Consider the following 26,215-nt stretch of genomic DNA (forward strand, 5'->3'; position numbering starts at 1 on the left):
AAATTCATTAAAAATAACTCATTCTATTTAACAAGTAGAATATTATTTTCAGGGGTTGCATCCATAAAAATACCGCCATCAAGCTCAATTTTTTCTATCTTTTTTGCGCTTTTCAAAATTATTTTGGCTGTTTTTTGATTTTTCTCCCAAATTAATGGCGTCTGATGCACTATTGCTTTAGATTTATCAGCGTAGGTAATCACAACATCAAACGGAATTGCAAAACCTCCTATATTTTCTACTGTAATAGTTTTCTTATCGGCAGAGAGTCCTTTTACGGCTATATCCAAATAATTGTTGGTAAAGAACCAGTTGTTAAAAAACCAATTTAAATTCTTTCCTGTCGCAGTGCTAAATGAATTAAAATAATCCCACGGAATTGGATGTTTACCGTTCCAAGTATCCATATACGCGTGCAATGCCTTTTTAAACAAGTCATCTCCCAGCATATCTTTTAAAGCCAGGTAAGAAAGAGATGCTTTGCCGTACGAATTATTTCCGTAACCTGCTCCAGAAACTTGTGTCGACATGGTTATAATAGGCTGATCCTGTTCGGCAGAACGGTCGTTTATATAATGTTTAACTCTGAATTCTTTATAAAATTTATCAGCAGCCTCTTTTCCGTGCTCTGCAATTCCAATTAAATATTCAAAAGTTGTTGCCCATCCTTCATCCATAAAAGCATAACGCGTTTCATTGATTCCCATATAAAAAGGAAAATAAGTATGCGCTACTTCATGATCTTGAACCAATTGCGCAAAAATAGGATCTCCTGTTTCAGAATCGTTACACATCATTGGATACTCCATATCTGCAAAACCTTGAAAAGCGGTCATTTTGGAAAATGGATACGGAACTCCTGGCCAATTGTTAGAAAACCAATCTAAAGCGTATTGATTATTTTTTACTGAATTTACAAAATCGGTTCCTGTAACATTGTAAGCTGCCTGAACACTCGCGCGACGGTTTGTTTTCTTATCAACCACAACACTGCTGGCATCCCATAAATAATGATCACTTAGACCAAAACATACATCTGAAATATTTTTAGCTTCAAATTTCCAGACGTTCCAATCATATTGCTTGGTTACGATTCCGCTTTTCATTTCTTGTTCGTTTGCAATATGCAGAATTTCATCAGTTGAATAAGATTTCTTCAAACGTGAAGCAAATTCTGGCTGTAAAACCTCATCTGGATTTAGCAAATCGCCTGTTGCATAAACGACATAATTTTTTGGCGCTTTTACAGAAAAAACATAGTCATTAAAATCGTTGTAAAATTCCTGACGGTCTGTGTGCGGCAATCTGTCCCAGCCATTATAATCGTCATAAACTGAAACGCGAGGATAACTGTATGCTACAAAGAAAGTTGTCTCGTCAATCTGTCCTTCTCTACCGCTTTCTTTAGACAATGGATAATTCCACTGAATATTTATAGTCGTTTTTGAATTGGGCAAAATCGGTTTTTGCAATTTTACGTTTCCAACTGTTCCCCAATTTCTAGCGTCTTCTTTATACAATTCATTTTCTACTTTCAATGAAGTAATCGTTAATCCATCGCTTAAAAAATCGTTACTTACATCGCTTCCGCGAGACGATGATGGTTTATGAAGATTGTTTACAAAACGAATAACAAGATTTCTGAGCGTATCTTTGCTATTGTTTTCGTAAATGATCGTTTCTGTCCCGCTAACTAATCTGGTTTTAGGGTCAACAGAAATTTCCATATTATAATTTCCGCGGTTTTGCCAATAGTTTACGCCCGGTTTCCCGTCTTTAGAACGCGTTCCGTTCTCGAAGGCTTTTTTTATATTTCTTGGCATATAAAGCTCTTGGGCAATGGTATCTTGAGCAAAAAGAACAAATGCTATTAAGGCAAATTGCAAAAATTTCTTTTTCATAAATAATTCTTAGGACTTTAAATTGTTTTGTATATAAGACTGCTCTTTTAAAGCAATGTTACAAATTTAACTATTAATTGTTAATGGAGAATTGTGAAATGTGAAATGTTAGATGTGAAAAACTACTTTTAGATCTTGCCTTTCAATTTTCACTTTTCACAATTTACTTTTCACAAAAAAAGAAAAAACCGTCTGTTGCAAAAAGAAACAGACGGCATCTACAATTAATATATAACCTTGATAACTACAAAATATAATCTGTATTAATAAAATTAGATTCCTTGCTGTTAAGCAATTCCTGCAAAATCTCATTATTATAATCGATATCTTTTGACGCTACAAACGTACGGATTGAAAATGAACGCAAAGCATCTGGAATACTTAAAGTTCCCACAGCTGAATCTTTTCTTCCTGTGAAAGGGAAAGCGTCTGGTCCTCTTTGGCAAGAACTGTTTAAGTTTACTCGACAAACTAAGTTTACCAAAGCGTCAATTAGTGGCGCCAGAGTTTTGATGTCTTTGCCAAACAAACTTACTTGCTGTCCGTAGTTTGATTCTGCCATATCTTTCAATGGTTCTTTAATATCTTTGAAAGAAAGCACAGGAACAACTGGTCCAAACTGTTCTTCGTGATACACTCGCATTTCTTTGTTTACTGGATACAGAACCGCTGGAAAAATATAGTTTTCAGTATGTTTTCCTCCTTTTTCATTTATCACTTTAGCTCCTTTATGAACCGCATCATCAATTAACCCCTGAATATATTTTGGCTTATCTGTTTCTGGAAGCGGCGTTAAAGACACTCCTTTTTCCCAAGGATTTCCAAAAACCAAGCTGTCTACTTTTTCAGCAAAACGTTTGTTGAACTCTTCTCTAATCGATTCGTGAACGTATAATACTTTTAAAGCTGTACAACGCTGTCCGTTAAAAGATAAACTTCCTGTAATACATTCCTGAATAGCCAAATCTAAATCGGCATCTGGAAGAATAATCGCTGGATTTTTAGCTTCTAAACCTAAAATCAGACGCAATCTGTTTTTGTTCGGGTGCTGATCTTGTAAAGCAATCGCCGATTTGCTGTTTCCAATTAATGCTAAAACATCAATTTTTCCAGATTTCATAATCGGAGAAGCCACCTCGCGTCCTCTACCGTAAACAATATTGATTACTCCTTTTGGAAAACTGCTTCTGAAAGCTTCTAACAATGGCGAAATAAATAAAACACCATGTTTAGCTGGCTTGAAGATTACCGTATTTCCCATAATAAGAGCTGGAATCAGCAAGGAGAAAGTTTCATTCAAAGGATAATTGTAAGGTCCAAGACACAATACAACTCCAAGAGGTCCACGACGAATCATGGCGTTTACTCCCTGAACTTTTTCAAAGTGCGAACTGCGTCCGTTTAATTCTTTGTAGCTTGCAATAGTATCGTAAATATATTCTACTGTTCTGTCAAACTCTTTTTGCGAATCTCCCAATGATTTTCCAATTTCCCACATTAAGTATTTTACCACTTCTTCGCGGGTTTCTTTCATCTGCTTCACAAATTTTTCCATGCATTTGATACGATCCACTACTTTCATAGTTGGCCATAACCCTTGTCCCATATCGTATGCATTAGTAGCAGCTTCGACAACTTCTGCTGCTTCTTTTTCTCCCATAAAAGGAATAGATCCTAATAAAGTCGGCGAATACTTTTCGGTTGAAGAAATAGTCGAAAACACAGGTGTGGTTTGCCCTGTCCATTGTTTCAATTCTCCATTTACAAGATAAGTATCTTGATTTATCAGCGCATTAATCTGATATTCTTCTGGTATAAAACTCATAATTTGGTTATTTAATGGTCTGGTAATTCTATTATCAAAAGAAAAAAGAGGCTTTTTTATTGCCTCTTCTTCTTTTATGGTTGTACTGTCTCACCTTCCCAATCTAGGATTCCTCCAAGCAGATTGTAGGCGTTTTCTATACCTAACTCGTTCATAATCTGGCAAGCTTTTGCGCTTCTCGCCCCAGAACGGCAGTATACATAATAATTTTTATTTTTGTCTAATTCTTCTATTTCATAGATAAATGCCTGCCCTTTATTGATATCAATATTTAGAGCATTCTCAATGTAGCCGTCATTAAATTCGTCTTCAGTTCTTACATCAAGTATAACTGCATTTTCGTCAGCCTCTAGCTGAGCAACCCAATCTTCTTGTGATAAATTCATAGTAAAATGTGTTTTTGTAAAATTACGACGTTTCTATATATAAAAAACGTACCAAATGCGATTTCGATTATTATTCTCAGAAAACGTTTTAGAGAAAGTATTATAATCAGTGAATTACAAATTTAGTTACTATTTTTAAAAATTCAGCCTACAAAATCGATAGAAAATAGGATTTCTTCATTTACACAGATTACAATGCAAATCTAGTTTTCTTTCAATTAATACCATCTGAATCCATTATCTTTGTAAAAAATCATATCAATTAATCTCTTTTTGATAAAAGTGACATCTGTCTGTCCGAGCGGAATCGAGAACCTAAACAACTCTCCCGAAGCCTCGAAAAGTGCGATATGACAAAATCATTAAAAACAATGCAGCATCCATTAAAAAACATATTTCCTAATTTTTCTAACGAACTGATCGCTACAATTGAAGAAAACGGAAGTCTTCAGGATTTTGAAGCCGGAACCATTTTAATGCGTACCGGGCAGTATATTAAAAATACCGTTTTGATCATTAAAGGTAAAATCAAAATATATCGCGAAGGCGAAGACGGCGGAGAGTTTTTAATGTATTACTTACAGCCTGGACAAGCCTGTGCCATTTCGATGATCTGCACTGCTAAAAGCGAAAAAAGCCAGATTATGGCAAAAGTAGTCGAAGATGTTACTGTCATGATGATTCCGCTACAATTGATGGACAAATGGATGATGGAACACCGCTCTTGGTACGAATTTGTAATTGAAACTTATCGAAGTCGTTTTGAAGAAGTTTTGGAGGTGGTCGACAATATCGCTTTCCGTTCTATGGATGAAAGGTTAGAATTCTACTTAAAAAGACATTCTGATGCCTGTGGCTGTTCTGAAGTAAATTTATCGCATCAGGAAATTGCAACCGAATTGAATACTTCTCGAGAAGTAGTTTCCAGATTACTCAAGAAAATGGAACAGCGCGGTCTGGTAAAACTCAACCGAAACCAGATTGAGTTATTGAAATAGTTATTTTTTCTGCCACGAATTCACGAATTAGCGCCAATTTGTTTCTGTCTAGATTGGGAAAAATAAAATTCGTGAATTCGTGGCGAAAAAAAACATCCCTTCTTGTCAGGCTGAGCAAAGTCGAAGCCCTACAAAACATTTCGACTTCGCTCAATGTGACAGAATAATTCGTGAATTCGCAGCGAAAAAAAAATATTTCCTCTTGTCTGGCTGAGCGAAGTCGAAGCCCTACAAAACATTTCAACTTCGCTCAATGTGACAGAATAATTCGTGAATTCGCGGCGAAAAAAAATATTCCCTCTTGTCAGGCTGAGCGTAGTCGAAGCCATACAAAACATTTCGACTTCGCTCAATGTGACAGAATAATTCGTGAATTCGTGGCGAAAAAAAATCTTCTGTGATAAATGTTACTGTAGATTTCTAATTTCCGAAGCAACTTTGCATTAAAACAAATGCAATGGAATATTTAGGATTTTTCGCTTCAATCGTAATTGGAATCACACTGGGCTTAATTGGCGGAGGCGGTTCTATTCTAACTATTCCAATTTTAGTTTATTTATTCAAAGTAAATCCTGATCAGGCTACTTCTTATTCCCTTTTTATTGTCGGATTAACAGCTTTATTTGGCAGTTACAGCCATTATAAAATGGGAAATCTGAAATTAAAATCGGCACTGTATTTTGCAGTTCCTTCCGTTGTTTCGATTTTGATAATCCGCGAAGTCATTTTTCCTCAAATTGCAGCTACTTTATTTTCGGTTGCCTCTTACACTGTCTCGAAAGATTTTCTAATTATGATTATCTTCTCTATTCTAATGATTACAGCAGCAATTTCAATGATTAAAAAAAATCAGCCTGAAATAAAATCTGCAGAAACCAATTATTCGCAGCTGAGCTTAATCGGCTTTTTAGTCGGAATCGTAACTGGTTTTCTGGGTGCTGGCGGCGGATTCTTAATTATTCCCGCTTTGCTTTTCTTTGCCAATCTACCCATGAAACAAGCCGTTGGAACTTCTTTGCTAATCATTACAATTAACTCATCAATAGGTTTTGCAGGCGATTTATATATCGGAACACCTATAAATTATACTTTTTTATTGAGTGTTTCTGCTATGGCTTTAATCGGAATGTTTATCGGAAGCCAGCTTTCTAAAAAAATTGACGGCACCAAATTAAAACCTCTTTTCGGATGGTTTGTTCTCGTAATGGGATTTTATATTATCGCCAAAGAAGTTCTATTTTAAAATAACACTCCAAAAAAGTTAATTTTAGTTTCACTTGTAGAGTAATCTTTGTCAAAGCATTAAACTTTGACAAAGATGAAGCTAAAAACTTTTAAATTTCTCCAAATTTATCTTTATAGCGTTCCAATTCTATTTCAGTTCGAGAAAGCAGTTTTTCTAGCAATTGAATTTTATCTTCATAAAGTTCTTTTATGATCGAAGTATTATCTGCATTAATTAAAATGCTTCCATTATTATTTCCAGTTATTTTATTAAAACTATTAAAGTACTTATCGTAATCAAAACTAATTATGTCTTCTACGCTGACGTCTAAAATCCGTCCTATTTCAACCAATTTTTCATAACTCAAAGAAGTTTTTCCTTTCTCAATTTTACTGTAACCCGCTTGAGTTACACCTAATCTTTCTGCCATATATTCTTGAGTATAATTTTTTAACTCTCTAATGTTTTTAATCTTGCTTTTAATTGTTGTGGCCATAATTTTTCTGATTTGGGATCATGTATAGTTAAAACAGCCAGCCGTTAATTTGTAACGACTTAACTATACTTATTTTTGGGTATTCGTTAAGCTACTTCATAATGAACATACTATGAATTAGCGTTTTGTTAATTTTTTCTTTTTGATGATAAAACAACCATATATCAATGCTGCCATTATGAAAAAAACATCATAATGGAAAATATCAAATACAAACATCTCTGATTTTTTCTTAAGCAGTTCTTTGTATACTGCGTTCAAACTGAAGATCTAAATAATAATCGATCTGTTTACCAATCAATGCGCGGTCTTTTGGCGCAATTTTAGTTCTTATTTCATTTTGGTAAATATCTTTAACAAAAACAAAATATACAAACTCGGTCTTATTGCCAAACCTGGCGACTATGATAAATGCATAACACAAAAGCGCAGGGATAATGTAATACAAGTCCATTAAATTGGAAAACAGCATACAATAATACGCAACAGCTGTTACGGCCATAAAAGCGCCATTTTCTAGAAAATAGTTTTTCTTTTTTTTGAGCAGTCCGAGCTCTTTGATTTCATCAAATTGATACTGCCAGTTTTTAGATTTATAACAAAACCTAACCTCGTCTGAAAAAATTGTTAAGGGCATAAATGTAGTAGGTAAAATAGATTTAAGCTTTAGTAAAAATCGTTTCTAAAAATTCTTTAGGGGAAAAAATTCTTAGATACGCAATATTAAGCATTAACTGCTTTTTTTTCTTACAATACAGCTTATAGAATATAACTGTTGGTTGTAATAAAATCTTTTATAAAAATTGCCCTATACTTTTAGATGCTAATATATACTTAAAAATAAAATTTTACATTTTGGGTGTTTTCACCGTGACAAAAGGATTATCTGCTCCAGACTTAAGTTAAAAAGAGTTTTTTTTAATTTAAAATTGATGAATTGCCTCCAGCTTTAGCTGGAGGTAAGCAAATGCATATAAAAAAGGCTTTAGCCAAAAATCGCAAAATTTGGCTAAAGCCCAATTCGCTCCAAAACAAAAACCTCCAGCTAAAGCTGGAGGCAATTGATTCAATCTTGAAGAAATTAAAATTCGTGTAATTTATAGTTGCAAAATTCAGAATTCATTCAAATCAAAATAAAAATTCGTGAATTCGTGGCTATAAAAAAATCAATGCTCGCCATACCCAACATCGTCCATTTTGCCGCTGAAAACTCGATATTGAATGATAAAATAAATAATTACCAGAAACAAAGCGATAAAAAACCAGCTCAACCCAGCATTTAATCCATATTCGTGGGCAGCAGTATTGTAAATTGTCAAAGACGGATTTACATTATTAGTTGAAGGCAGTACATTTGGAAAAATCGAAACTGCTGTAGAAGCAAATCCTCCTACTAGAAACAAAGTCGAAAACAGAAATCCGTGACCGTCTTTTTTAAAGGAACGAACTTTAAATAATCCAGCAATTCCAACAAAAGTCATTAAAGGAAAAAACCAAAGAATAGGATTCTCTACAAAATTATGAAACGGTTTAGGCTCGATAAAATGCCAAATTTGCAATGAAATGCAAACTAAAACCAGCAGAACAATATTCAAGGCAAAAACCACTTTTTTCAGTTTCGGATTTAAAGCAGAATTTGTTTTATAAATAATCCAGTTTGCACCATGAATCGTCAATGCCACGACACTTACAATTCCTAAAAAAAGCGTAAACCAGTCGATAATTCCCAATTCATTTGCTTGCGGACTAAAAGTCGGATTCCATAAAGGCAAAAAGAAATAATGCGCTTCTTGCGTAGAAACGCCATTTTGCACCATTCCGAGATTGACACCGCGAACGATATTTCCTAGAGCAATCCCGAAAAAGAGAGCTAAGAGCAAACTTGCAATTCCGAAAGCTTTATCCCAAATGCTCTCCCACATATGGTTATGAATCTGTCCACGCATTTCGAGTCCAATGGCACGGAAAATCAATAGCCATAAAATCATAATCAGAGGCAGGTAAAAACCGCTGAAAGACGAAGCGTATAAAGTTGGAAAAGCAAAAAACAAAACGCCTCCTGCTGCAATAAGCCAAACTTCATTGGCATCCCAAAACGGTCCAATCGAGTTGACAATTACTTTTTTATCTCTTTCAGTATTGGCAAAAAACAAATGAATAATTCCTGCACCAAAATCATAACCGTCTAAAACCAGATAAACAGCCAGAATTCCCATTAAAACTACGTACCAAAAAAATTCCATATTTATATTTTTTCTGTTGAAAGTTCCACATGACGCGGACCTATATTGATAATTTTTCCAATCAAAAGCAAAAACAGCATTCCCAGCAAAAGGTACAAGCCAATAAAACCAAGGAGTGTAAACAAAGTATTTCCCGAAGAAACCGTCGGCGAAGCTCCCGATGCTGTTCGCATTAAATTATAAACCAGCCAAGGCTGTCTTCCTAATTCGGCCGTATACCACCCTGTAGTATTAGCAATATATGGAAATGGCATCATGAACATGAGCGACCATAAAAGCCATTTGGTTTCAAACAATTTTCCTCGAATCAATTGAAAGAGAGAAAGCACCATTAAACCGATAAAAACGGTTCCCAATCCAACCATGATATGATAAGCATAATACAATCCCGAGATATTGGTTGGATGCAAATCTTCTTCAAACTGGTCTAAACCTTGAATTTCCTGATTCCAATTTCCATACGTCAGGAAACTCAAAATATTTGGAACGGCTATTTTATTATCCAGTTTTTTGTCTTTAACGTCGGGCTGCCCGATTAAAACAATTTCAGAACCTTTTTTCTCGGTATGAAAAATTCCTTCCATCGCAGCAAAAGTTACGGGTTGATATTTAACCACATTTTTTGCCAATAAATCTCCCGTAGGAACTGCTACAATAATGCTGGAAATCAATCCGAAGATTACTCCTGTTTTCAAGAACAATTTCCCGAAAGAAATATTTTTATTGCTTAAAATATAGAAAGCGCCAATTCCAGCTACAACAAAAGAACTGGTTACCAAAGAAGCGGCCTGATTATGCAAAAACGAAGGCCAAAGCCAAGGATTTAAGAATAAAGCTTGAAAATTGTTCAATACAAATTTTCCGTTTTCAAGAATTTCGTAGCCAACAGGATTCTGCATCCAAGAATGCGTGGCGATGATTAAAAATCCGCTGGCCCATGAACCAATGCAAATTAGCAATCCGGTTACAAAATGCCATTTATGTCCGAGGAGTTTTTCTCCAAATAAAAATAATCCGAGGAAAGAAGATTCGAGAAAGAAAGAAAACATTCCTTCCATTGCGAGCGTTTGCCCAATAATTCCTCCCGTTAATTCGGAGAACTTAGCCCAATTGGTTCCAAATTGAAACTCCATCGGTATTCCAGTTACAACTCCCATTGCAAAATTGAGGGCGAAGATTTTCATCCAGAAATGGGTGGCGTGATTGTATTGTTCTTCTTTAGTTTTGAGATATTTCCACTTGAAGTACACAATGATGAGCGAAAGACCCATTGTAAGTTGTGGAAAGAGATAATGAAAAGTAATGGTGAAGGCAAATTGCATTCGGTCATAAAAGAGCATTTCTTCCATAAGTGGTATTTGTTTTATGAAGTTCCACAAATTTAACCATTAGAACCCGAATTGCCTCTTAAAACAACAGTTTCTTTTTAAAATTTTAAACCATATAAGTCACATAAGTAAATATAATTTTTGCGTAAAACTAAAATGAACTTATATAACTTATATGGTTCAATCTATTTCTCCAAAATACCTTTTTCTACACTTTCGTTAATCAAACCTTCAGCGTAATTCCAAATTGAGCTTGACCCTTCTTTAATAACGCTTTTCTTTTCATAAACTTTATCGTATTTCACTCCAAACTCTTTCCAAGTTCCGCCATTGTTAGATGTATTTTGCAATAAAGGTTCAAGCCTGTCCATCGATTTTGCAAATTTGGCTTCGTTGGTTTCGCCTGCTTCAAATTCTTCCCAAATAGCAATTAACTCTTCGGCTTGTTTTTTAGGCAGCAGTCCAAAAATTCGATTTGCGGCCAAACGTTCTTCCTCTGTATTCGAATGATTTTTTACCGTATCATAAATAAACACATCTCCCGCATCAATTTCTACGATATCGTGTATCAAAACCATTTTCACTACTTTCAGAACATCAATCGGTTCATTTGAATGTTCTGCTAAAACTATTGCCATCAAAGCAAGGTGCCAGCTGTGTTCTGCATCATTTTCGCATCTATCGCTATTGAATAGTTTGGTCTTGCGCTGAATGTATTTTACTTTATCAATTTCTTTTATAAAAGCAATCTGATCCAATAAGTCTTGTGTGTTCATTTTTCTTTTTTGTTTTGAAATGACATTCGTCATATGCAAAATTAAAGCTTAAAGCGTAATTGCCCTCCCTAAAATTAATTTATCTCGCACTGTATGACAAAATCCATATTATTTTACACAAAAACCTAATTTCTGTAACATTAGTCACCTATTTTTCTAAAAAACAAGACTACCTTTGTCTTCCATTATTTTTATTACTGAATCATGAAAATAGAACAAATTTACACCGGATGTCTCGCTCAAGGTGCATATTATATCACTTCAAATGGCGAAGCGGCCATTATTGATCCGCTTAGAGAAATTCAGCCTTATCTGGATCGTTTAGAGCGTGACGGAGTGAAGCTGAAATATATTTTTGAAACGCATTTTCACGCCGACTTCGTTTCTGGACACGTCGATTTGAGCAAAGAAACTGGAGCTCCAATCGTTTATGGACCAAATGCTGCCTGCGAATTTGACTGCATTTCTGCAAAAGACGGACAGGAATTCAAAATCGGAAAAGTGACTATTAAAGTTTTGCACACTCCTGGCCATACTATGGAGAGCACTACTTTTTTATTAATCGATGAAAACGGAAAAGATCACGCCATTTTTTCTGGAGACACTTTATTTATTGGAGATGTCGGACGTCCTGATTTAGCTCAAAAAGCAGCCGGAATGACACAGGACCAATTGGCTGGAATTTTATTTCATTCTCTAAGAGATAAAATCATGACTCTTGCGGATGATGTAATCGTATATCCTGCGCACGGTGCCGGAAGCGCCTGCGGAAAAAACATGAGTAAAGAAACTGTTTCAACTATCGGAAACCAAAAAGCGACCAATTATGCTTTGCGTGCTAATATGACTGAAGAAGAATTCATAAAAGAAGTTACCGATGGCCTATTGCCTCCTCCTGCTTATTTCAGCATGAACGTTGCAATGAACAAAGGTGGCTACGAAAGCTTTGAAACTGTACTGCACAACGGAATGAGAGCGATAAATGTAAAAGAATTTGAAGCTGTAGCCGAAGAAACTGGAGCTTTGATTCTAGATACAAGAAGCGCGGCCGATTTCAGCAAAGGATTTATTCCGCAATCTATTAATATAGGAATCAACGGTGATTTTGCTCCGTGGGTTGGAACTCTAATTGCCGATGTAAAACAGCCAATTATATTGGTTACCCCAGCTGGTATGGAAGAAGAAACTGTGACTCGTTTGAGCCGCGTTGGTTTTGATACTATTATCGGACATTTGGAGGGCGGTTTTGAAGCTTGGCAAAATGCTGGTTTCGAAATTGATACTGTAAATAGAATCACTGCAGAACAATTTGCAAATGAATTTAAATCTGGAGAAGATAAAGTTGTAGATATTCGTAAGGAAACAGAATACGCTGCAGAACATATTGATGATGCCTACAGCAAACCGCTGGCTTATATTAATGACTGGGTAAAAGACATTGACCCAAATGAACATTTTTATCTGCATTGTGCCGGCGGATACAGAAGTATGATTGCCGCTTCTATCCTTCAAGCAAGAGGTTTTAGAAATTTCTCTGAAGTAGAAGGAGGTTTTGGAGCGATTTCAAAAACTAATGTTCCAAAATCAGATTTTGTTTGTCAAAGCAAGGTGTTGAAAGCATAACAATTGAATATAAATTTTGACCATATAAGCAATATAAGTTCATTTTAGTTTGAGTGCGATCTCAAAATACGCTCCAATTTATAATTTCTTATATCACTTATATGGTAAAAAAAATAAAAAAGTCTAATTTTTTAAGGAACAGAGCAACAAAGGTGCAAAGCGACAAAGTTTTTCCCTTTGAACCTCTGCCCCTTTGAACCTTTGAACCTAAAAAAAATGAGTATACTCGAAATCATAAAAGAACCTTGGCCTTGGTACGTTGCAGGCCCATTAATTGGATTAACAGTTCCAATTTTATTGATTATCGGAAATAAATCTTTCGGGATTAGTTCTTCTCTTCGCCATATTTGTGCAGCTTGCATTCCTGCAAATATTTCGTTTTTCAAATACGATTGGAAAAAAGAAAGCTGGAACTTATTCTTTGTCTTAGGAATATTTTTAGGCGGTTTTATCGCTGCTCATTTTTTATCGAATCCAAATCCTGTCGAAATTGCTCCCAAATTATCAGAGAAATTAGCTACTTATGGAATTACAGATCATACGGGGTTAGTTCCTGCGCAATTATTTTCTTGGGAAAGTTTATTAACGCTTCGCGGATTTATCATGATTGTCGTGGGCGGATTCTTGGTAGGCTTTGGAACTCGTTACGCTGGTGGCTGCACGAGCGGGCACGCGATCATGGGATTATCAAACTTACAATGGCCATCATTGGTAGCAACGATCTGTTTTATGATTGGAGGCTTTGTAATGGCTCTTTTGATTTTACCTTATATTCTTTCACTTTAAAATTTCAAAAATGAGTTTAGAAAATAAAAATATAGACGGCGAAGGAATTAACGCAAGCCAGAAAAAAGAAACCGCATTAGGAAACCTAAAATACTTAATCGTTGGAATCTTTTTCGGAATTGTATTTGTAAAAGCAGAAATCATAAGCTGGTTCCGAATTCAGGAAATGTTCAATCTAGAATCATTTCATATGTATGGTGTAATTGGATGTGCTGTAGCTGTTGGATTAATATCTGTGCAATTGATTAAAAAATTCAATATCAAAACCCTTCAAGGAGAAAAAATCGAAATTCAGCCAAAGACTTTCAATAAAGGACAAATCTATGGCGGATTATTATTTGGTTTCGGATGGGCCATTACTGGCGCTTGTCCAGGTCCGCTTTTTGCTCAAATTGGTACAGGAGCAACAGTAATTGTTGTTACGCTTGTAAGTGCAATTGCAGGAACTTGGGTTTATGGTTTGATTAAAGATAAATTGCCTCATTAAAAAATGAATACGACAGAAAAGCTATTCCTAAGAAAAGCAAATCTTTCAGAAATACCTCAAATCTGGGGAATCCTGCAAGATGCAATCGAACAAAGACGATTAGACGGGAGCTCACAATGGCAAGATGGATATCCGAATGAACTTTCCATTAAAAGCGATATCGAAAATGGCTACGGATATGTTTTTACAGAAGGCGAATCGATTTTGGCTTATGCAGCCATTATTTTTGACAAAGAGCCAGCTTACGAAAATATCGAAGGCAAATGGCTAACCGATGGCGATTATACTGTTGTGCATCGTGTAGCGGTTTCAAAATTGGCAAAAGGAAAAGGGGTTGCAACCAAACTATTTGAAAGCATCGAAAGTTTGGCTATCAAAAATAAAATTTACAGTATAAAAGTAGACACAAACTTCGATAATGTTCCGATGTTGAAAATTTTAGACCGATTAAAATATACGTATTGCGGAGAAGTCTATTTTAGAGGTTCGGCACGAAAAGCATTTGAAAAACGATTGATATAAATATAACAATCCTTTAAAATTGATAACCCGATTGGTTTTAAAACCGGTTGGGTTATTTTTTTAAGATTCGGCAAACCTGAAACTTGAAACCTGAAACAAAACATAACCCGAAACTCTTTCTTCATCAATTTTTAATTTCATTTCGTTAAGTTTGCTTTAAACAAAAAGTCCCATAAATATATGAACCGCTCCGAGCAATTGATTAAACTGCAGAATACCGAAAAATGGGACGTGATAATAATTGGCGGAGGCGCAAGCGGTCTCGGGACGGCTGTTGACGCAGCTAGCCGTAGCTACAAAACAGTTTTGCTTGAAGCTGTAGATTTTGCAAAAGGAACTTCTAGCCGAAGCACCAAATTGGTTCATGGTGGCGTTCGATATTTAGCCCAGGGAGATGTGCATCTGGTTCGCGAAGCCTTAAAAGAACGAGGATTATTAGCGCAAAATGCAACTCATTTAGTCAAAAACCAATCGTTTGTAATTCCGAATTATCATTTGCTAAGCGGTTATTTTTATACGATCGGATTAAAAATTTATGATTTATTATCGGGCTTTTTAAGTTTAGGAAGTTCTAAATATCTTTCCAAAAAGAAAACCATTGAACTGCTCCCAAACGTTGAGGAAAAAGGTTTGGTAAATGGCGTTATTTATCATGACGGACAATTTGATGATTCTCGTCTGGCAATTAATCTTGCTCAAACGGCTGTAGAAAACGGAGCTTGTCTTTTAAATTATATAAAGGTTACTAATTTATTGAAAGACGATCAAAATCAAATTTTTGGCGTTCAGGTACAAGATCAGGAAAGCGGAATCAAATATGATGTAAAAGGTTCTGCGGTAATAAATGCTACAGGAGTTTTTACAAACGCCATCATGAAATTAAATGATAAAGTTTATAAAAAATATATTGTTCCAAGTCAGGGAATTCATTTGGTCCTTGACAAATCTTTTCTGCCCGGCGAAAATGCTTTAATGATTCCGAAAACAAAAGACGGAAGAGTTTTATTCGCTGTTCCGTGGCATAACCGCGTTGTGGTTGGAACAACCGATACTTTAATTAAAAAACAAAGTTTAGAGCCTATCGCATTAGAAAGCGAAATCCAATTTGTTCTGGAAACTGCCCAGCGCTTCTTAGCAAAAAAACCCACAAGAGCCGACGTATTATCTGTTTTTGCAGGATTGCGTCCGTTGGCCGCACCGAAAGAAGAAGGCAAAAGCACTAAAGAAGTTTCTAGAAGCCATAAAATTATAGTTTCTGAAACTGGCCTCATTACCATTACTGGAGGAAAATGGACAACCTACAGAAAAATTGCCGAAGATATTATTGATAAAGCCATTAAAACGGGCAAACTACAACCGAAAGAATGCAGCACAGAGCATCTTTTTATTCATGGAAATAAACCTACCACTTCTGCTGATAGAGAAAATCACCTTTATATATATGGTTCTGACATTCCGAAAATAATTGAATTACAGGAAAACGAACCTGAACTAAAAGAAAAACTGCATCCTAATCACGAATTTACAATCGCAGAAGTCGTTTGGGCTATTCGTTATGAAATGGCTAGAACAGTAGACGATATTTTAGCCCGAAGGGTTCGTTTACTATTCTTAGATGCCAGAGCTGCGATTGAAGTTTCGGAGAAAACAGCAAGAGTAATTGCGAAAGAATTAGAACACGATGAAGCATGGATACGCTCAGAAATTGCCAATTTTAGACAAATTGCGAAAGGTTTTCTCTTGTCTGAATTCCAATAAATTCGATAATCCAGCTGATTCTGAGAATCTTCAACCTTAATATTGTCTTACAAAAAATGGTTTGATGAATGTCTTCGAGTAAAATTATTTTCAAGCATTAAGAAATAATTAATTAACAATATATCAATACATTAAAGCACAAAATTATTCTAATTTTATGCTCTCAAAAGCCATTATTTTAATGCTACAGAAAATGCTTTTAAACACATTAACAAAAAATTAACACAACACTTGTATATACAAATATTAAAAGTCATACATTTGTATATACAAATTATACACTTACGACTATGACAATTGAAGAGGTTATTAAGAGTACGGTTAAGATGGATAATGCGAAAAAAGTTATTCTGAATATCATGTACACGCAAAATGTTATCCAAGATCATTTCAACGATTTAATTAAATCGTATGATCTGTCTGGAGAACAATATAATGTGTTGCGTATATTAAGAGGACAAAAAGGAAAACCTGCTAATATGTGCGTGATACAAGAGCGTATGCTTGCCAAAACGAGCAATACGACACGACTGGTAGACAAATTATTATTGAAAGAGCTTGTTACGCGAAATGTCTGTCCGGATAATAGAAGAAAAATTGAAGTTTTGATTACTCAAAAAGGATTAGACGTTTTAAAAGAATTAGATCCGAAAGTAGATGCGCATGAACAAACATTTGCAGACAATTTAAAACCAGAAGAATTAATTTTATTAAATCAATTATTAGAAAAATATAGAACCAACAAATAAAATAATAAAAACTATGAGCAATTTTTTAGAAAATCAAAATTGGAGATACGCTACTAAACAGTTTGATGCTACAAAAAAGATATCTGATGCAGATTTAAATACATTAAAAGAAGCCGTTAGGTTAAGTGCTTCTTCATACGGACTACAACCTTATAAAGTTATTCTTGTTGAAAATCCAGAATTAAGAGAAAAATTAAAAGGTGCAGCTTGGGGACAAACTCAAATTACAGACGCTTCTCACCTATTCATTTTTGCAAATGACTTAAAGCTTGATGCAGGGTCTGTTGACAAATACATTAGCAACATCAGCGAAGTAAGAGGTGTTCCTACTGAAGCTTTAGGCGGATTTAGCGATATGATGAAAAATGTAATTGCAAATTTATCTGAAGACGCAAAACACATCTGGACTGCAAAACAAACTTACTTGGCTTTAGGCAACCTATTAAACGCGGCAGCCGAACTAAAAATTGATGCAACGCCAATGGAAGGTTTCAATGCGGCTCAATTTAATGAAATCTTAGGTTTCGATAAATTAGGTTTAAATGCTTCAGTTATTGCAACTGTAGGCTACAGACATGATGACGACAAATCTCAGCACCAGAAAAAAGTTAGAAAATCACACGAGGAATTATTTATCACTATATAATTATTTATTAATCAAATTCAAATTTTAATTTTAACAAACATGAAAAATTTAAAAACTATTGCAATAGCATTATTCGTAGCAGCAGCTGGAATCTCAGTAAACGCTCAAACTAAAAAAATCGACGTAAAAGCATCTACTATCAAATGGGTAGGTAAAAAAGTAACTGGAGAGCACTCTGGAACTGTAAACTTAAAAGAAGGTGCTGTAGTTTTCAAAGGAAAAAAATTAGCTGGAGGTAACTTTACAGTTGACATGACTTCATTAACTTCTACAGATTTAACTGGAGAATACCAAGGAAAATTAAACGGTCACTTAAAAGCTGACGATTTCTTCGGAACTGATAAATTCCCAACTTCAAAATTAGTTTTCAAAACTATCGGTGCAAAATCTGCTGATGTTTATACTGTAACTGCAGACTTAACTATCAAAGGAATTACTAAACCAGTAACTTTTGATATCACTGTAAAAGGAAACACTGCTACAACTGCTTTCAAAGTTGACAGAACTAAATACGATATTAAATATGGTTCTGGTAGCTTCTTCGACGGTTTAGGAGATAAAACTATCAACGACGAATTCGAATTGGCAGTAGCTTTAAAATTCTAATTTAAGCACATTAAATCCATACAAAGAAAAAACCTAACAGAATAATTCTGTTAGGTTTTTATATTTTTTATATACTCCTTTTAATATCGATTGGATTTTGTCTTGTATCAAAAACATCCAAAATTTCAATTGAATCTTTCTTTAAATTAATCCAATAAATAATTTTATAATTTTTATAAACCAAATATCGTATCTCTTCAGAATAACTTTCTAAAAGTTCTTCTTTTTGCCCTATTGCATTTGTTGGCTTCGGTTTTAACTTTATCGTCTCTTTGGTAATCCCAAGCACAATCTTCAACAGCTAGACTTGCTTCTTTCTTATAATAATCAAAAATCTTTTTTAATTCAGTTTTAGCAAAATCAGTCCAATAAATTTTCAACTCCATTTCTCAATCTCAGAAATTAACTCATCAACACCTGTTATTCTTTCATTTTTAGAATCGTCCATAGAGGCATCAATCCTTTTATGAAATTCAGCAATAGACATTGGTTTTAATTCTAAATCTTCTTTAATTTCCTTTTTTAATAATTTTTCAAACTGAGAAATTGCCTTCTCACTTTCAAGTTTAAGAAAGTCTCTAATAAAAATCACTTTTCTAGTATCTAAATCCATTTCTTTTATTTTTATCAAAGTTACAAATTATCTTTAAATGAAAATTTAATTCAAAACAATTTTGAAATAGGCATTTACAGCTACGAAACTTTAATCCTTTTCAAAAATTTAACATTCTTAATAATATAGTAACTCTTTCGTAATAAGCATCAAGGCTTTGATTAACATACGGCTTCTATTTTTGGGACAATTAAAAAATCAAAAACTAGAAATTAAAATCATAGTTATGAAAACAAAATTACGCATTGCATATATAACCTTCATTATCAGCTTTTTCGCACAAGCTCAACAACAGCCAAAAGGGATTATTGGCACTTCAAACTGGATGACCAACTGGACGAGTTTTAAACCTGCTGGAAACGACTATGGTGAAGCGACCAATATAATAGCTGGGACTATTGACAAAGACACGCGCTTAGTAAAACGAAACATATATCATCTCGTTGGTGTTGTGTATGTTACAAATAACGCAACTCTTACTATTGAGCCCGGAACTGTTATACGAGGCGACGATAAAACCTGCGGAACTCTTGTAATTACTAATGGCTCAAAAATCATGGCAGAAGGGTTAGAAACAGATCCAATTGTTTTTACTTCTGAAAACGAAATAAACAACAGAAAACCAGGTGACTGGGGCGGAATTATTATTTTAGGAAAAGCTCCGATAAACTCTTTAGGCGGCATTCATACTTTGCCTTTCGACCTTGATCCAACTCTGAATCATTATGGAGGCCAAGATCCAGAAGATAATTCAGGAATTTTGAAGTATGTAAGAATCGAATATGCCGGCAGAAAATTAAGTGCTTCTAAAGAATTAAACGGTCTTTCTCTTGCTGGTGTTGGAAGAAAAACAACGGTTAGTCACGTTCAAATCAGTTTTTCAAATGATGATTCTTTCGAATGTTATGGCGGAGATTTGAATCTAAGCAATTTAGTTTCATTTCGAACAACAGACGATGATTTTGATTTTACGCAAGGCGCTCAAATTAATATCAGCAATAGCATTGCCGTTCGCCACCCTTTTTCTTCTGACATCTCAGGTTCAAGATGTTTTGAGGTCGACTCATACGAAAAAGTTGCGACTACAGATATGACCAAAAAAATGACCAAAATAAATGCGAACAATATTACTTTGGTCAATTTAGAAGAAAACAATCAAGGTTTGGTAAGAGAATCTGCTTATATTAGAGAAAATACATTCTTTAATTTAACGAATAGCGTTGTTTCTGGATTTGCTCCTTTTATTTTATTGGAAGGAAATATAGGAAATGGTGAAGCAAATTTGTCTAAAATTAGTTTTAAAAATGTTGTAGCAAACAATTGCCAAGGTCAAATCGAAAGCGAATCGGGAAGCAATATTCCAGGCATAAAAAGCTATTATGGCAACCCAGCTTACGGAATAGAATATACTAAAATGAAACTTAACGAGCTGTTTGCGCTTCCAAACATAAAAGGAAATCCAGATTTCAGATTAAGCGTAAATAACACGATAGCAAGTGGAAACTAAGGAGTTATAAAAACACTCTCGATTAAAATTTAACAAATTTTACAGATTCGAAAAGATTTTTTTGAAATTTTATGCACTCTATTTAAAATTACATTTATATCTTTGTCACATCAAAATAAAGAAATGAGAACAATTTTAAACAATACTTGGTGGTGGAGCAATTTACGTCAGACGTCGTGAACGAAGCTTCCTATGGTATTGTAAAAAATATAAAAATATAAAGGGCTTGTCATCACGACAAGCCCTTTTTTTTGATCCAAACCGAAAATAGATTAACGAACAACATAAAACTATATATTTTGAAACCTTTTATTCTTAATACACATTACAAACAAATTCTGGCCGATACGGTTACGCCAGTAAGCATTTATTTCAAAATTAGAGATAAATTCCCAAATAGTTTATTGCTAGAAAGTAGCGATTACCACGGAAATGACAACAGTTTCTCTTACATCTGCTGCAATCCGATTGCAACTATAAAGATTGAAAACGAAGTTATTTCTAAAACTTTTCCTGATGGAACTTCAGAAAAAATCGCTATCGATAATTCGACCAATATTCCACAAGTAATTCAGGAATTTTCAAGTCAGTTTAAATCTGAAAAAAACGATTTTAAATTCATCAACAATGGTTTATTTGGCTACATTTCTTATGATGCCGTTCGTTACTTCGAAAAAGTTTCAATTGCAAAAAAAGACAATGCTACTTCTATTCCAGATGTTTTTTATGCGGTTTACCAGAATATTATCGCAATTAACCACTTCAAAAACGAGGCTTACATTTTCTGCCATAGCGTTGACGGAAAAAACAACATTGCAGAAATAGAACAATTGCTGCAATCTAGAAATATAGCTTCTTATAAATTTTCTAAAGAAGGCGAAGGATTTTCAAATTTAACTGATGAAGAATTTAAAGCAAATGTAGCTTTGGCCAAAAAACACTGCTACCGTGGCGATGTTTTCCAATTGGTATTGTCTCGCCGATTTACGCAAGGTTTTAAGGGAGACGAATTTAATGTGTACAGAGCTTTAAGAAGCATTAACCCTTCTCCATATTTATTCTTTTTTGATTATGGCGATTTCAAAATATTTGGCTCTTCACCAGAAGCTCAAATTATCGTAAAAAACAGAAAAGCCGAAATTCACCCAATTGCAGGAACTTTCAAAAGAACAGGAAATGATGAACGCGATGCGCTTTTAGCAAAAGAACTTTCTGAAGATAAAAAAGAAAACAGCGAACACGTTATGCTAGTAGATTTGGCAAGAAATGATTTAAGCCGAAACGGACATGATGTAAATGTTGAGAAATACAGAGAAGTTCAATTTTTCTCTCACGTTATTCACTTGGTTTCTAAAGTTACAGGACATTTACATGATAAAGCAACCACGATGCAGGTCGTAGCAGATACTTTCCCAGCAGGAACTTTGAGTGGCGCTCCTAAACACAGAGCGATGCAGTTGATTGAAGAATGCGAAAAAACAAATCGCAACTTCTACGGAGGCGCAATCGGTGTTATGGACTTTGACGGAAACTTTAACCACGCCATTATGATTCGGACTTTCCTTTCTAAAAATCACCAATTGCATTGTCAGGCAGGAGCCGGAATCGTAGCAAGTTCTGACGAAGAAAGCGAAATGCAAGAAGTTTATAATAAATTAAGAGCATTGAACACAGCTCTAGAAATGGCAGAAAAAATATAATTCACAATACGTTTCCCGAGGTTGAAACCTCGGGCTATATTTGAAAAACGATCGTAAAAAAATGCCAAGTAAATATAGCCAGCGGTTTCAACCGCTGGAGACAAAGATTGACAAAACCATAAACTTGAAACAATTAAAAACAAACTATAAAAACCACAAACTATGAAAAAAGCAGTATCAATTTTAGTTTTAATCATCACCCTGACTTCTTGTAATTCAGAAAAAAAGCAAAATCCAATTGAAGGAACCTGGCGACTTATATCAGCTGAAACCACTGAAAAAGATTCCACTTTTTCAACTTTCAATCCAAAAACAAAAATGATTAAAATTATTAACGATACGCACTTTGCATTTTTTAACCATGACTTAAAACACGGAAAAGACTCAACAGCGGCATTGTTCTTTGGCGGAGGCGGAAAATATACATTAAAAGACAGCACTTACACTGAGCATTTAGAGTTTTTCAACAACCGCGAATGGGAAGACAACAAATTTGAATTTGTGGTGAAAGTTCAAAACGACACTTTAATTCAAAAGGGAATAGAAAAAGTAGAAAAATTAGGAGTCGATCGTGTTATTGTAGAAAAATACGTTCGAGAAAAATAAAATTTAGTTTCAAGTTTTATTTGTTTCAAGTTTCAAGTTAACCAAAACCTGCAACTTGAAACCTGAAACTTTGAAACTTTGAAACAAAAAACAACACAATGAAAAAGATTTTAGTTATAGACAATTACGATAGCTTCACTTACAATTTAGTGCACTATTTAGAAGACTTAAACTGCGAAGTTACCGTTTACAGAAACGATGAATTTGATATTGATGAAATCGCTTCTTTTGAGAAAATTTTACTTTCTCCAGGACCTGGAATTCCAGATGAGGCAGGCTTATTAAAAGCAGTAATCGAAAAATACAGCCCAACAAAAAGCATTCTTGGAGTTTGTTTAGGACAGCAGGCAATTGGGGAAGTCTTTGGTGGCACGCTTTCTAACCTTGATAAAGTATATCATGGAGTTGCAACCAATGTAAAAACATTAGTTTCAGACGAAATTTTATTTGAAGGTTTAGGAAACGAATTTGAAGTTGGAAGATACCATTCATGGGTTGTCGACAGCAATTTACCAGAAGATTTAGAAGCAACTTCGGTAGATGAAAATGGACAGATCATGTCATTAAGACACAAAAATTATGACGTAAGAGGCGTTCAGTTTCACCCAGAAAGCGTTTTGACACCAAACGGAAAAAGAATTTTAGAGAATTGGATTAAGAGTTAGTCGAAAGTCATAAAGTCAAAAAGGGCTTTCACTATTTTAAAACTAAAAAATCCAAGCAAAAAATGATTTATGAAGTCAAGGCCTTTAAGACCTTCGACTTTAGACTTTAAGACTAAATTTCAATGAAAACGATATTAAACAAATTAATCAACCACGAAGTGCTTTCTAAAGAAGAAGCCAAACAGGTATTGATTAATATTTCAAGCGGTCAGTATAATCCAAGTCAAATTTCGGCATTTCTGACTGTTTTTATGATGCGAAGCATTACAATTGAAGAACTTTCAGGATTTCGCGAAGCGCTATTAGATTTATGCATCCGCGTCGATCTATCGGCCTATAACACAATCGATTTGTGCGGAACGGGCGGTGACGGAAAAGATACTTTCAATATTTCAACTTTAGCCTCTTTTGTATCGGCAGGAGCAGGAATTAAAATTGCTAAACACGGAAATTATGGAGTTTCATCTATTTCAGGATCAAGCAACGTAATGGAAAAAATGGGAATAAAATTTAGCAACGATCCTAACTTTTTAGAAAAATGTATCGACAAAGCTGGAGTCTGCGTTTTGCACGCTCCCCTATTTCACCCAGCAATGAAAAATGTTGGTCCGATTAGAAAAGAATTGGCTGTAAAAACATTTTTCAATATGTTGGGGCCAATGGTAAATCCGTCGTTTCCACAAAATCAATTGGTTGGTGTTTTCAACTTAGAGTTGGCAAGAATGTATGCTTATTTGTATCAAAATACCGATGTTAATTTTACCATCCTGCATTCGCTTGACGGATATGACGAAATTTCATTGACTGGTCCAACAAAAACAATTTCGAACCACATGGAAGGAATGCTAAATCCGGAAGATTTTGGCGTTCATCTTTTGTCTCAAAATGAAATTGAAGGCGGAAAAACTATTGATGAATCTGCAGAGATTTTTACCAATATAATTTCAGGAAAAGGAACCGAAGCGCAGAATAATGTAGTTTGTGCCAATGCTGCAATGGCAATCGCAACGGTCACAAAATGTTCTCCAAAAGAAGGATTTGAACTGGCTAAAGAAAGTTTGTTATCTGGAAAAGGATTAAAAGCATTACAGAAATTACAAGAATTAAGTAAATAAAAAAACAAACAAAAATTTCACGAATTAGCACTAATTAAATTTGCGTCTTTGTGACTTCGTGGCAAAACAACAACAATGAATATCTTAGATAAAATAATAATAGACAAAAAACGAGAAGTTGTTCTAAAAAAATCGATCATTCCTGTTTCGCAATTGGAAGCTTCTGTATTTTTTGGAAAACAAACCATTTCGCTTAGCCAAAAATTAAAAGAAAGCAATTCTGGAATTATTGCCGAACATAAACGCCGTTCTCCTTCAAAATCAATCATCAACAATAATTTTACCGTTGAAGAAGTTGTAAAAGGATATGAAAATGCCGGTGCCTGCGGAATTTCAGTTTTAACCGACGGAAAATATTTTGGCGGTTCTCTAGACGATTTACTTTTAGCAAGAGCTGCAGTAAATATTCCGCTTTTACGAAAAGAGTTTATTGTAGACGAATATCAAATCCTTGAAGCAAAAGCACACGGAGCCGATTTGATTTTATTGATCGCAGCGGTTTTATCTCGAGAAGAAATCAAATCGTTGTCTGAATTTGCGAAGAAATTAGGGTTAGAAGTTCTTTTGGAAGTTCATAATCAGGAAGAACTAGAAAAATCAATCATGCCAAGTTTAGATATGATTGGAGTAAATAACAGAAACTTAAAAACATTTGAAGTAAGCTTAGATTTCAGCAAACAACTAGCAGCGCAAATTCCGGACGAATTCGTAAAAGTTTCTGAAAGCGGTATTTCATCAATCGAAGCGATTCATGAACTAAAACCATACGGCTACAAAGGTTTCCTAATTGGAGAAAACTTCATGAAAACCGATAACGCTGGACAAGCCGCAACTGAATTTATTAAACAGCTATGAAAAGTTGCCACTAATTTCACAAATTAGCACGAATTGAATTAGTGAAAATTCGTGGAATTCGTGGCGAAAAATCAACACAAAGCTTTGCGAACTTAGCGTTTTTAAGCATAATTAAAGGCAAAAAACCTTAGCGCACTTTGCGTTAAAAAACACAAAACGAAAATGAAACTCAAAATATGCGGCATGAAATATCCCGAAAACATTCTCGAAGTAGGCGCACTCCTACCCGATTATATGGGATTTATTTTCTGGGAAAAATCCGCTAGATATTGCAATGGGAATGTTCCCGAATTGATAAAAACAATCAAAAAAGTGGGCGTTTTTGTCGATCAAAGTCAGGAAGAAATTCTGGAGAAAGTTGCTAAATACAATTTACAAGCCGTTCAGCTTCACGGACATGAATCGATTGAATTTTGTTCAGAATTAAAAAAGCAATTGCCAAAGAAAATTGAAATCATAAAAGTATTTTCTGCTGATGAAAATTTTGATTTTGAAGTCATTAAACCTTTCGAAGATGTCTGCGATTATTTTCTGTTCGATACAAAAGGAAAATTGCCTGGCGGAAACGGCACAACTTTCGACTGGAGCATCTTAAAAAAATACAATTCGAAAAAACCTTTCTTTTTGAGCGGCGGAATCGGAATGAGCGAATTAGAAGCCATTGAAGAAATTTCAAAAACTAAATTACCTATTTATGCAGTAGATGTAAACAGTAAATTTGAAACTAAACCAGGGCTAAAAAATAAAAATCTATTAAGCAATTTTAAACGCAAATTTGAAATTGTAAACATTTAAACTT

At 34.7% G+C, this 26,215-nt stretch carries 26 protein-coding genes; 17 read left to right on the forward strand and 9 right to left on the reverse strand.

Going from position 1 to position 26,215, the window contains the following annotated elements; all coding sequences use genetic code 11:
• Window positions 1-23 precede the first annotated feature (23 nt).
• The 3 genes from N4T20_RS20760 to N4T20_RS20770 all read right to left on the reverse strand — a co-directional run bounded on the left by N4T20_RS20760 (window position 24) and on the right by N4T20_RS20770 (window position 4,112).
• Window positions 24-1,901, reverse strand: a complete 1,878-nt coding sequence (locus tag N4T20_RS20760; RefSeq protein ID WP_260670968.1) for a M1 family metallopeptidase — start codon at window positions 1,899-1,901, stop codon at window positions 24-26.
• Between the two features lie 244 nt (window positions 1,902-2,145).
• A complete protein-coding gene (locus tag N4T20_RS20765; RefSeq protein ID WP_260670969.1) occupies window positions 2,146-3,726 on the reverse strand; it encodes an NADP-dependent glyceraldehyde-3-phosphate dehydrogenase in 1,581 nt (526 codons plus the stop codon).
• Window positions 3,727-3,800: 74 nt separating this feature from the next.
• Entirely contained in the window at window positions 3,801-4,112 is a 312-nt protein-coding gene (locus tag N4T20_RS20770; protein ID WP_095929060.1) for a rhodanese-like domain-containing protein, read from the reverse strand.
• 371 nt (window positions 4,113-4,483) lie between these two features.
• Here N4T20_RS20770 and N4T20_RS20775 point away from each other — a divergent pair, with 371 nt between their 5' ends.
• Window positions 4,484-5,110 (forward strand): Crp/Fnr family transcriptional regulator, encoded by a 627-nt coding sequence (locus N4T20_RS20775; RefSeq protein WP_260673128.1) that lies wholly within the window; start codon window positions 4,484-4,486, stop codon window positions 5,108-5,110.
• A 457-nt stretch (window positions 5,111-5,567) separates the two neighbouring features.
• Complete coding sequence (locus N4T20_RS20780) at window positions 5,568-6,353, forward strand: sulfite exporter TauE/SafE family protein (RefSeq protein ID WP_260670970.1); 786 nt, start codon at window positions 5,568-5,570, stop codon at window positions 6,351-6,353.
• Window positions 6,354-6,444: 91 nt separating this feature from the next.
• Here N4T20_RS20780 and N4T20_RS20785 read toward each other — a convergent pair whose 3' ends face one another.
• The 5 genes from N4T20_RS20785 to N4T20_RS20805 all read right to left on the reverse strand — a co-directional run bounded on the left by N4T20_RS20785 (window position 6,445) and on the right by N4T20_RS20805 (window position 11,178).
• The gene (locus N4T20_RS20785) at window positions 6,445-6,831 is read right to left on the reverse strand and encodes a helix-turn-helix transcriptional regulator (RefSeq protein WP_260670971.1); all 387 of its coding nucleotides are present in this window, start codon (window positions 6,829-6,831) and stop codon (window positions 6,445-6,447) included.
• Window positions 6,832-7,063: 232 nt separating this feature from the next.
• Entirely contained in the window at window positions 7,064-7,468 is a 405-nt protein-coding gene (locus N4T20_RS20790; protein WP_260670972.1) for a hypothetical protein, read from the reverse strand.
• Window positions 7,469-7,997: 529 nt separating this feature from the next.
• Window positions 7,998-9,074 (reverse strand): cytochrome d ubiquinol oxidase subunit II, encoded by a 1,077-nt coding sequence (gene cydB / locus N4T20_RS20795; RefSeq protein ID WP_260670973.1) that lies wholly within the window; start codon window positions 9,072-9,074, stop codon window positions 7,998-8,000.
• A 2-nt stretch (window positions 9,075-9,076) separates the two neighbouring features.
• The gene (locus N4T20_RS20800) at window positions 9,077-10,423 is read right to left on the reverse strand and encodes a cytochrome ubiquinol oxidase subunit I (RefSeq protein ID WP_260670974.1); all 1,347 of its coding nucleotides are present in this window, start codon (window positions 10,421-10,423) and stop codon (window positions 9,077-9,079) included.
• A 164-nt stretch (window positions 10,424-10,587) separates the two neighbouring features.
• Window positions 10,588-11,178, reverse strand: coding sequence for an HD domain-containing protein (locus N4T20_RS20805; protein ID WP_260670975.1), 591 nt, complete (start codon window positions 11,176-11,178; stop codon window positions 10,588-10,590).
• A 204-nt stretch (window positions 11,179-11,382) separates the two neighbouring features.
• Here N4T20_RS20805 and N4T20_RS20810 point away from each other — a divergent pair, with 204 nt between their 5' ends.
• From N4T20_RS20810 to N4T20_RS20845, 8 genes are all read left to right on the forward strand, one after another.
• A complete protein-coding gene (locus tag N4T20_RS20810; protein WP_260670976.1) occupies window positions 11,383-12,801 on the forward strand; it encodes an MBL fold metallo-hydrolase in 1,419 nt (472 codons plus the stop codon).
• Between the two features lie 222 nt (window positions 12,802-13,023).
• Window positions 13,024-13,587, forward strand: a complete 564-nt coding sequence (locus tag N4T20_RS20815; RefSeq protein WP_260673129.1) for a YeeE/YedE family protein — start codon at window positions 13,024-13,026, stop codon at window positions 13,585-13,587.
• Window positions 13,588-13,597: 10 nt separating this feature from the next.
• Window positions 13,598-14,074 (forward strand): YeeE/YedE family protein, encoded by a 477-nt coding sequence (locus N4T20_RS20820; protein ID WP_260670977.1) that lies wholly within the window; start codon window positions 13,598-13,600, stop codon window positions 14,072-14,074.
• A gap of 3 nt (window positions 14,075-14,077) precedes the next feature.
• Window positions 14,078-14,596 carry a GNAT family N-acetyltransferase gene (locus N4T20_RS20825; protein ID WP_260670978.1) on the forward strand — a complete coding sequence of 173 codons (519 nt, stop codon included), beginning with the start codon at window positions 14,078-14,080 and terminating at the stop codon, window positions 14,594-14,596.
• Window positions 14,597-14,776: 180 nt separating this feature from the next.
• The gene (locus tag N4T20_RS20830; protein ID WP_260670979.1) at window positions 14,777-16,354 is read left to right on the forward strand and encodes a glycerol-3-phosphate dehydrogenase/oxidase; all 1,578 of its coding nucleotides are present in this window, start codon (window positions 14,777-14,779) and stop codon (window positions 16,352-16,354) included.
• Window positions 16,355-16,644: 290 nt separating this feature from the next.
• The gene (locus N4T20_RS20835; RefSeq protein WP_260670980.1) at window positions 16,645-17,103 is read left to right on the forward strand and encodes a MarR family winged helix-turn-helix transcriptional regulator; all 459 of its coding nucleotides are present in this window, start codon (window positions 16,645-16,647) and stop codon (window positions 17,101-17,103) included.
• A 13-nt stretch (window positions 17,104-17,116) separates the two neighbouring features.
• Window positions 17,117-17,749 (forward strand): NAD(P)H-dependent oxidoreductase, encoded by a 633-nt coding sequence (locus tag N4T20_RS20840; protein WP_260670981.1) that lies wholly within the window; start codon window positions 17,117-17,119, stop codon window positions 17,747-17,749.
• A 39-nt stretch (window positions 17,750-17,788) separates the two neighbouring features.
• On the forward strand, window positions 17,789-18,355 hold the full coding sequence (locus N4T20_RS20845; protein ID WP_260670982.1) for a YceI family protein: 567 nt from the start codon (window positions 17,789-17,791) through the stop codon (window positions 18,353-18,355).
• Window positions 18,356-18,731: 376 nt separating this feature from the next.
• Here the strand turns inward: N4T20_RS20845 and N4T20_RS20850 are convergent, their stop codons facing one another.
• Window positions 18,732-18,968 carry a hypothetical protein gene (locus N4T20_RS20850; protein ID WP_260670983.1) on the reverse strand — a complete coding sequence of 79 codons (237 nt, stop codon included), beginning with the start codon at window positions 18,966-18,968 and terminating at the stop codon, window positions 18,732-18,734.
• Between the two features lie 226 nt (window positions 18,969-19,194).
• Here N4T20_RS20850 and N4T20_RS20855 point away from each other — a divergent pair, with 226 nt between their 5' ends.
• The 7 genes from N4T20_RS20855 to N4T20_RS20885 all read left to right on the forward strand — a co-directional run bounded on the left by N4T20_RS20855 (window position 19,195) and on the right by N4T20_RS20885 (window position 26,211).
• On the forward strand, window positions 19,195-20,475 hold the full coding sequence (locus N4T20_RS20855) for a hypothetical protein (protein ID WP_260670984.1): 1,281 nt from the start codon (window positions 19,195-19,197) through the stop codon (window positions 20,473-20,475).
• 299 nt (window positions 20,476-20,774) lie between these two features.
• Entirely contained in the window at window positions 20,775-22,175 is a 1,401-nt protein-coding gene (locus N4T20_RS20860; protein ID WP_260670985.1) for an anthranilate synthase component I family protein, read from the forward strand.
• A 162-nt stretch (window positions 22,176-22,337) separates the two neighbouring features.
• On the forward strand, window positions 22,338-22,781 hold the full coding sequence (locus N4T20_RS20865; RefSeq protein ID WP_260670986.1) for a hypothetical protein: 444 nt from the start codon (window positions 22,338-22,340) through the stop codon (window positions 22,779-22,781).
• A 98-nt stretch (window positions 22,782-22,879) separates the two neighbouring features.
• On the forward strand, window positions 22,880-23,446 hold the full coding sequence (locus N4T20_RS20870) for an aminodeoxychorismate/anthranilate synthase component II (protein WP_260670987.1): 567 nt from the start codon (window positions 22,880-22,882) through the stop codon (window positions 23,444-23,446).
• A 122-nt stretch (window positions 23,447-23,568) separates the two neighbouring features.
• On the forward strand, window positions 23,569-24,561 hold the full coding sequence (gene trpD / locus N4T20_RS20875) for an anthranilate phosphoribosyltransferase (RefSeq protein WP_260670988.1): 993 nt from the start codon (window positions 23,569-23,571) through the stop codon (window positions 24,559-24,561).
• 75 nt (window positions 24,562-24,636) lie between these two features.
• A complete protein-coding gene (gene trpC, locus N4T20_RS20880; protein ID WP_260670989.1) occupies window positions 24,637-25,416 on the forward strand; it encodes an indole-3-glycerol phosphate synthase TrpC in 780 nt (259 codons plus the stop codon).
• 162 nt (window positions 25,417-25,578) lie between these two features.
• Window positions 25,579-26,211, forward strand: a complete 633-nt coding sequence (locus tag N4T20_RS20885; RefSeq protein ID WP_260670990.1) for a phosphoribosylanthranilate isomerase — start codon at window positions 25,579-25,581, stop codon at window positions 26,209-26,211.
• Window positions 26,212-26,215 lie beyond the last annotated feature (4 nt).

The organism is Flavobacterium sp. TR2 (assembly GCF_025252405.1).
GTDB lineage: Bacteria > Bacteroidota > Bacteroidia > Flavobacteriales > Flavobacteriaceae > Flavobacterium.

Coding starts and splice junctions, on each gene's coding strand:
- N4T20_RS20760 (WP_260670968.1), bottom strand. CDS start 1,901: ATGAAAAAGAAATTTTTGCAATTTGCCTTAATAGCATTTGTTCTTTTT.
- N4T20_RS20765 (WP_260670969.1), bottom strand. CDS start 3,726: ATGAGTTTTATACCAGAAGAATATCAGATTAATGCGCTGATAAATCAA.
- N4T20_RS20770 (WP_095929060.1), bottom strand. CDS start 4,112: ATGAATTTATCACAAGAAGATTGGGTTGCTCAGCTAGAGGCTGACGAA.
- N4T20_RS20775 (WP_260673128.1), top strand. CDS start 4,484: ATGCAGCATCCATTAAAAAACATATTTCCTAATTTTTCTAACGAACTG.
- N4T20_RS20780 (WP_260670970.1), top strand. CDS start 5,568: ATGGAATATTTAGGATTTTTCGCTTCAATCGTAATTGGAATCACACTG.
- N4T20_RS20785 (WP_260670971.1), bottom strand. CDS start 6,831: ATGGCCACAACAATTAAAAGCAAGATTAAAAACATTAGAGAGTTAAAA.
- N4T20_RS20790 (WP_260670972.1), bottom strand. CDS start 7,468: ATGCCCTTAACAATTTTTTCAGACGAGGTTAGGTTTTGTTATAAATCT.
- cydB (WP_260670973.1), bottom strand. CDS start 9,074: ATGGAATTTTTTTGGTACGTAGTTTTAATGGGAATTCTGGCTGTTTAT.
- N4T20_RS20800 (WP_260670974.1), bottom strand. CDS start 10,423: ATGGAAGAAATGCTCTTTTATGACCGAATGCAATTTGCCTTCACCATT.
- N4T20_RS20805 (WP_260670975.1), bottom strand. CDS start 11,178: ATGAACACACAAGACTTATTGGATCAGATTGCTTTTATAAAAGAAATT.
- N4T20_RS20810 (WP_260670976.1), top strand. CDS start 11,383: ATGAAAATAGAACAAATTTACACCGGATGTCTCGCTCAAGGTGCATAT.
- N4T20_RS20820 (WP_260670977.1), top strand. CDS start 13,598: ATGAGTTTAGAAAATAAAAATATAGACGGCGAAGGAATTAACGCAAGC.
- N4T20_RS20825 (WP_260670978.1), top strand. CDS start 14,078: ATGAATACGACAGAAAAGCTATTCCTAAGAAAAGCAAATCTTTCAGAA.
- N4T20_RS20830 (WP_260670979.1), top strand. CDS start 14,777: ATGAACCGCTCCGAGCAATTGATTAAACTGCAGAATACCGAAAAATGG.
- N4T20_RS20835 (WP_260670980.1), top strand. CDS start 16,645: ATGACAATTGAAGAGGTTATTAAGAGTACGGTTAAGATGGATAATGCG.
- N4T20_RS20840 (WP_260670981.1), top strand. CDS start 17,117: ATGAGCAATTTTTTAGAAAATCAAAATTGGAGATACGCTACTAAACAG.
- N4T20_RS20845 (WP_260670982.1), top strand. CDS start 17,789: ATGAAAAATTTAAAAACTATTGCAATAGCATTATTCGTAGCAGCAGCT.
- N4T20_RS20850 (WP_260670983.1), bottom strand. CDS start 18,968: ATGGATTTAGATACTAGAAAAGTGATTTTTATTAGAGACTTTCTTAAA.
- N4T20_RS20855 (WP_260670984.1), top strand. CDS start 19,195: ATGAAAACAAAATTACGCATTGCATATATAACCTTCATTATCAGCTTT.
- N4T20_RS20865 (WP_260670986.1), top strand. CDS start 22,338: ATGAAAAAAGCAGTATCAATTTTAGTTTTAATCATCACCCTGACTTCT.
- N4T20_RS20870 (WP_260670987.1), top strand. CDS start 22,880: ATGAAAAAGATTTTAGTTATAGACAATTACGATAGCTTCACTTACAAT.
- trpD (WP_260670988.1), top strand. CDS start 23,569: ATGAAAACGATATTAAACAAATTAATCAACCACGAAGTGCTTTCTAAA.
- trpC (WP_260670989.1), top strand. CDS start 24,637: ATGAATATCTTAGATAAAATAATAATAGACAAAAAACGAGAAGTTGTT.
- N4T20_RS20885 (WP_260670990.1), top strand. CDS start 25,579: ATGAAACTCAAAATATGCGGCATGAAATATCCCGAAAACATTCTCGAA.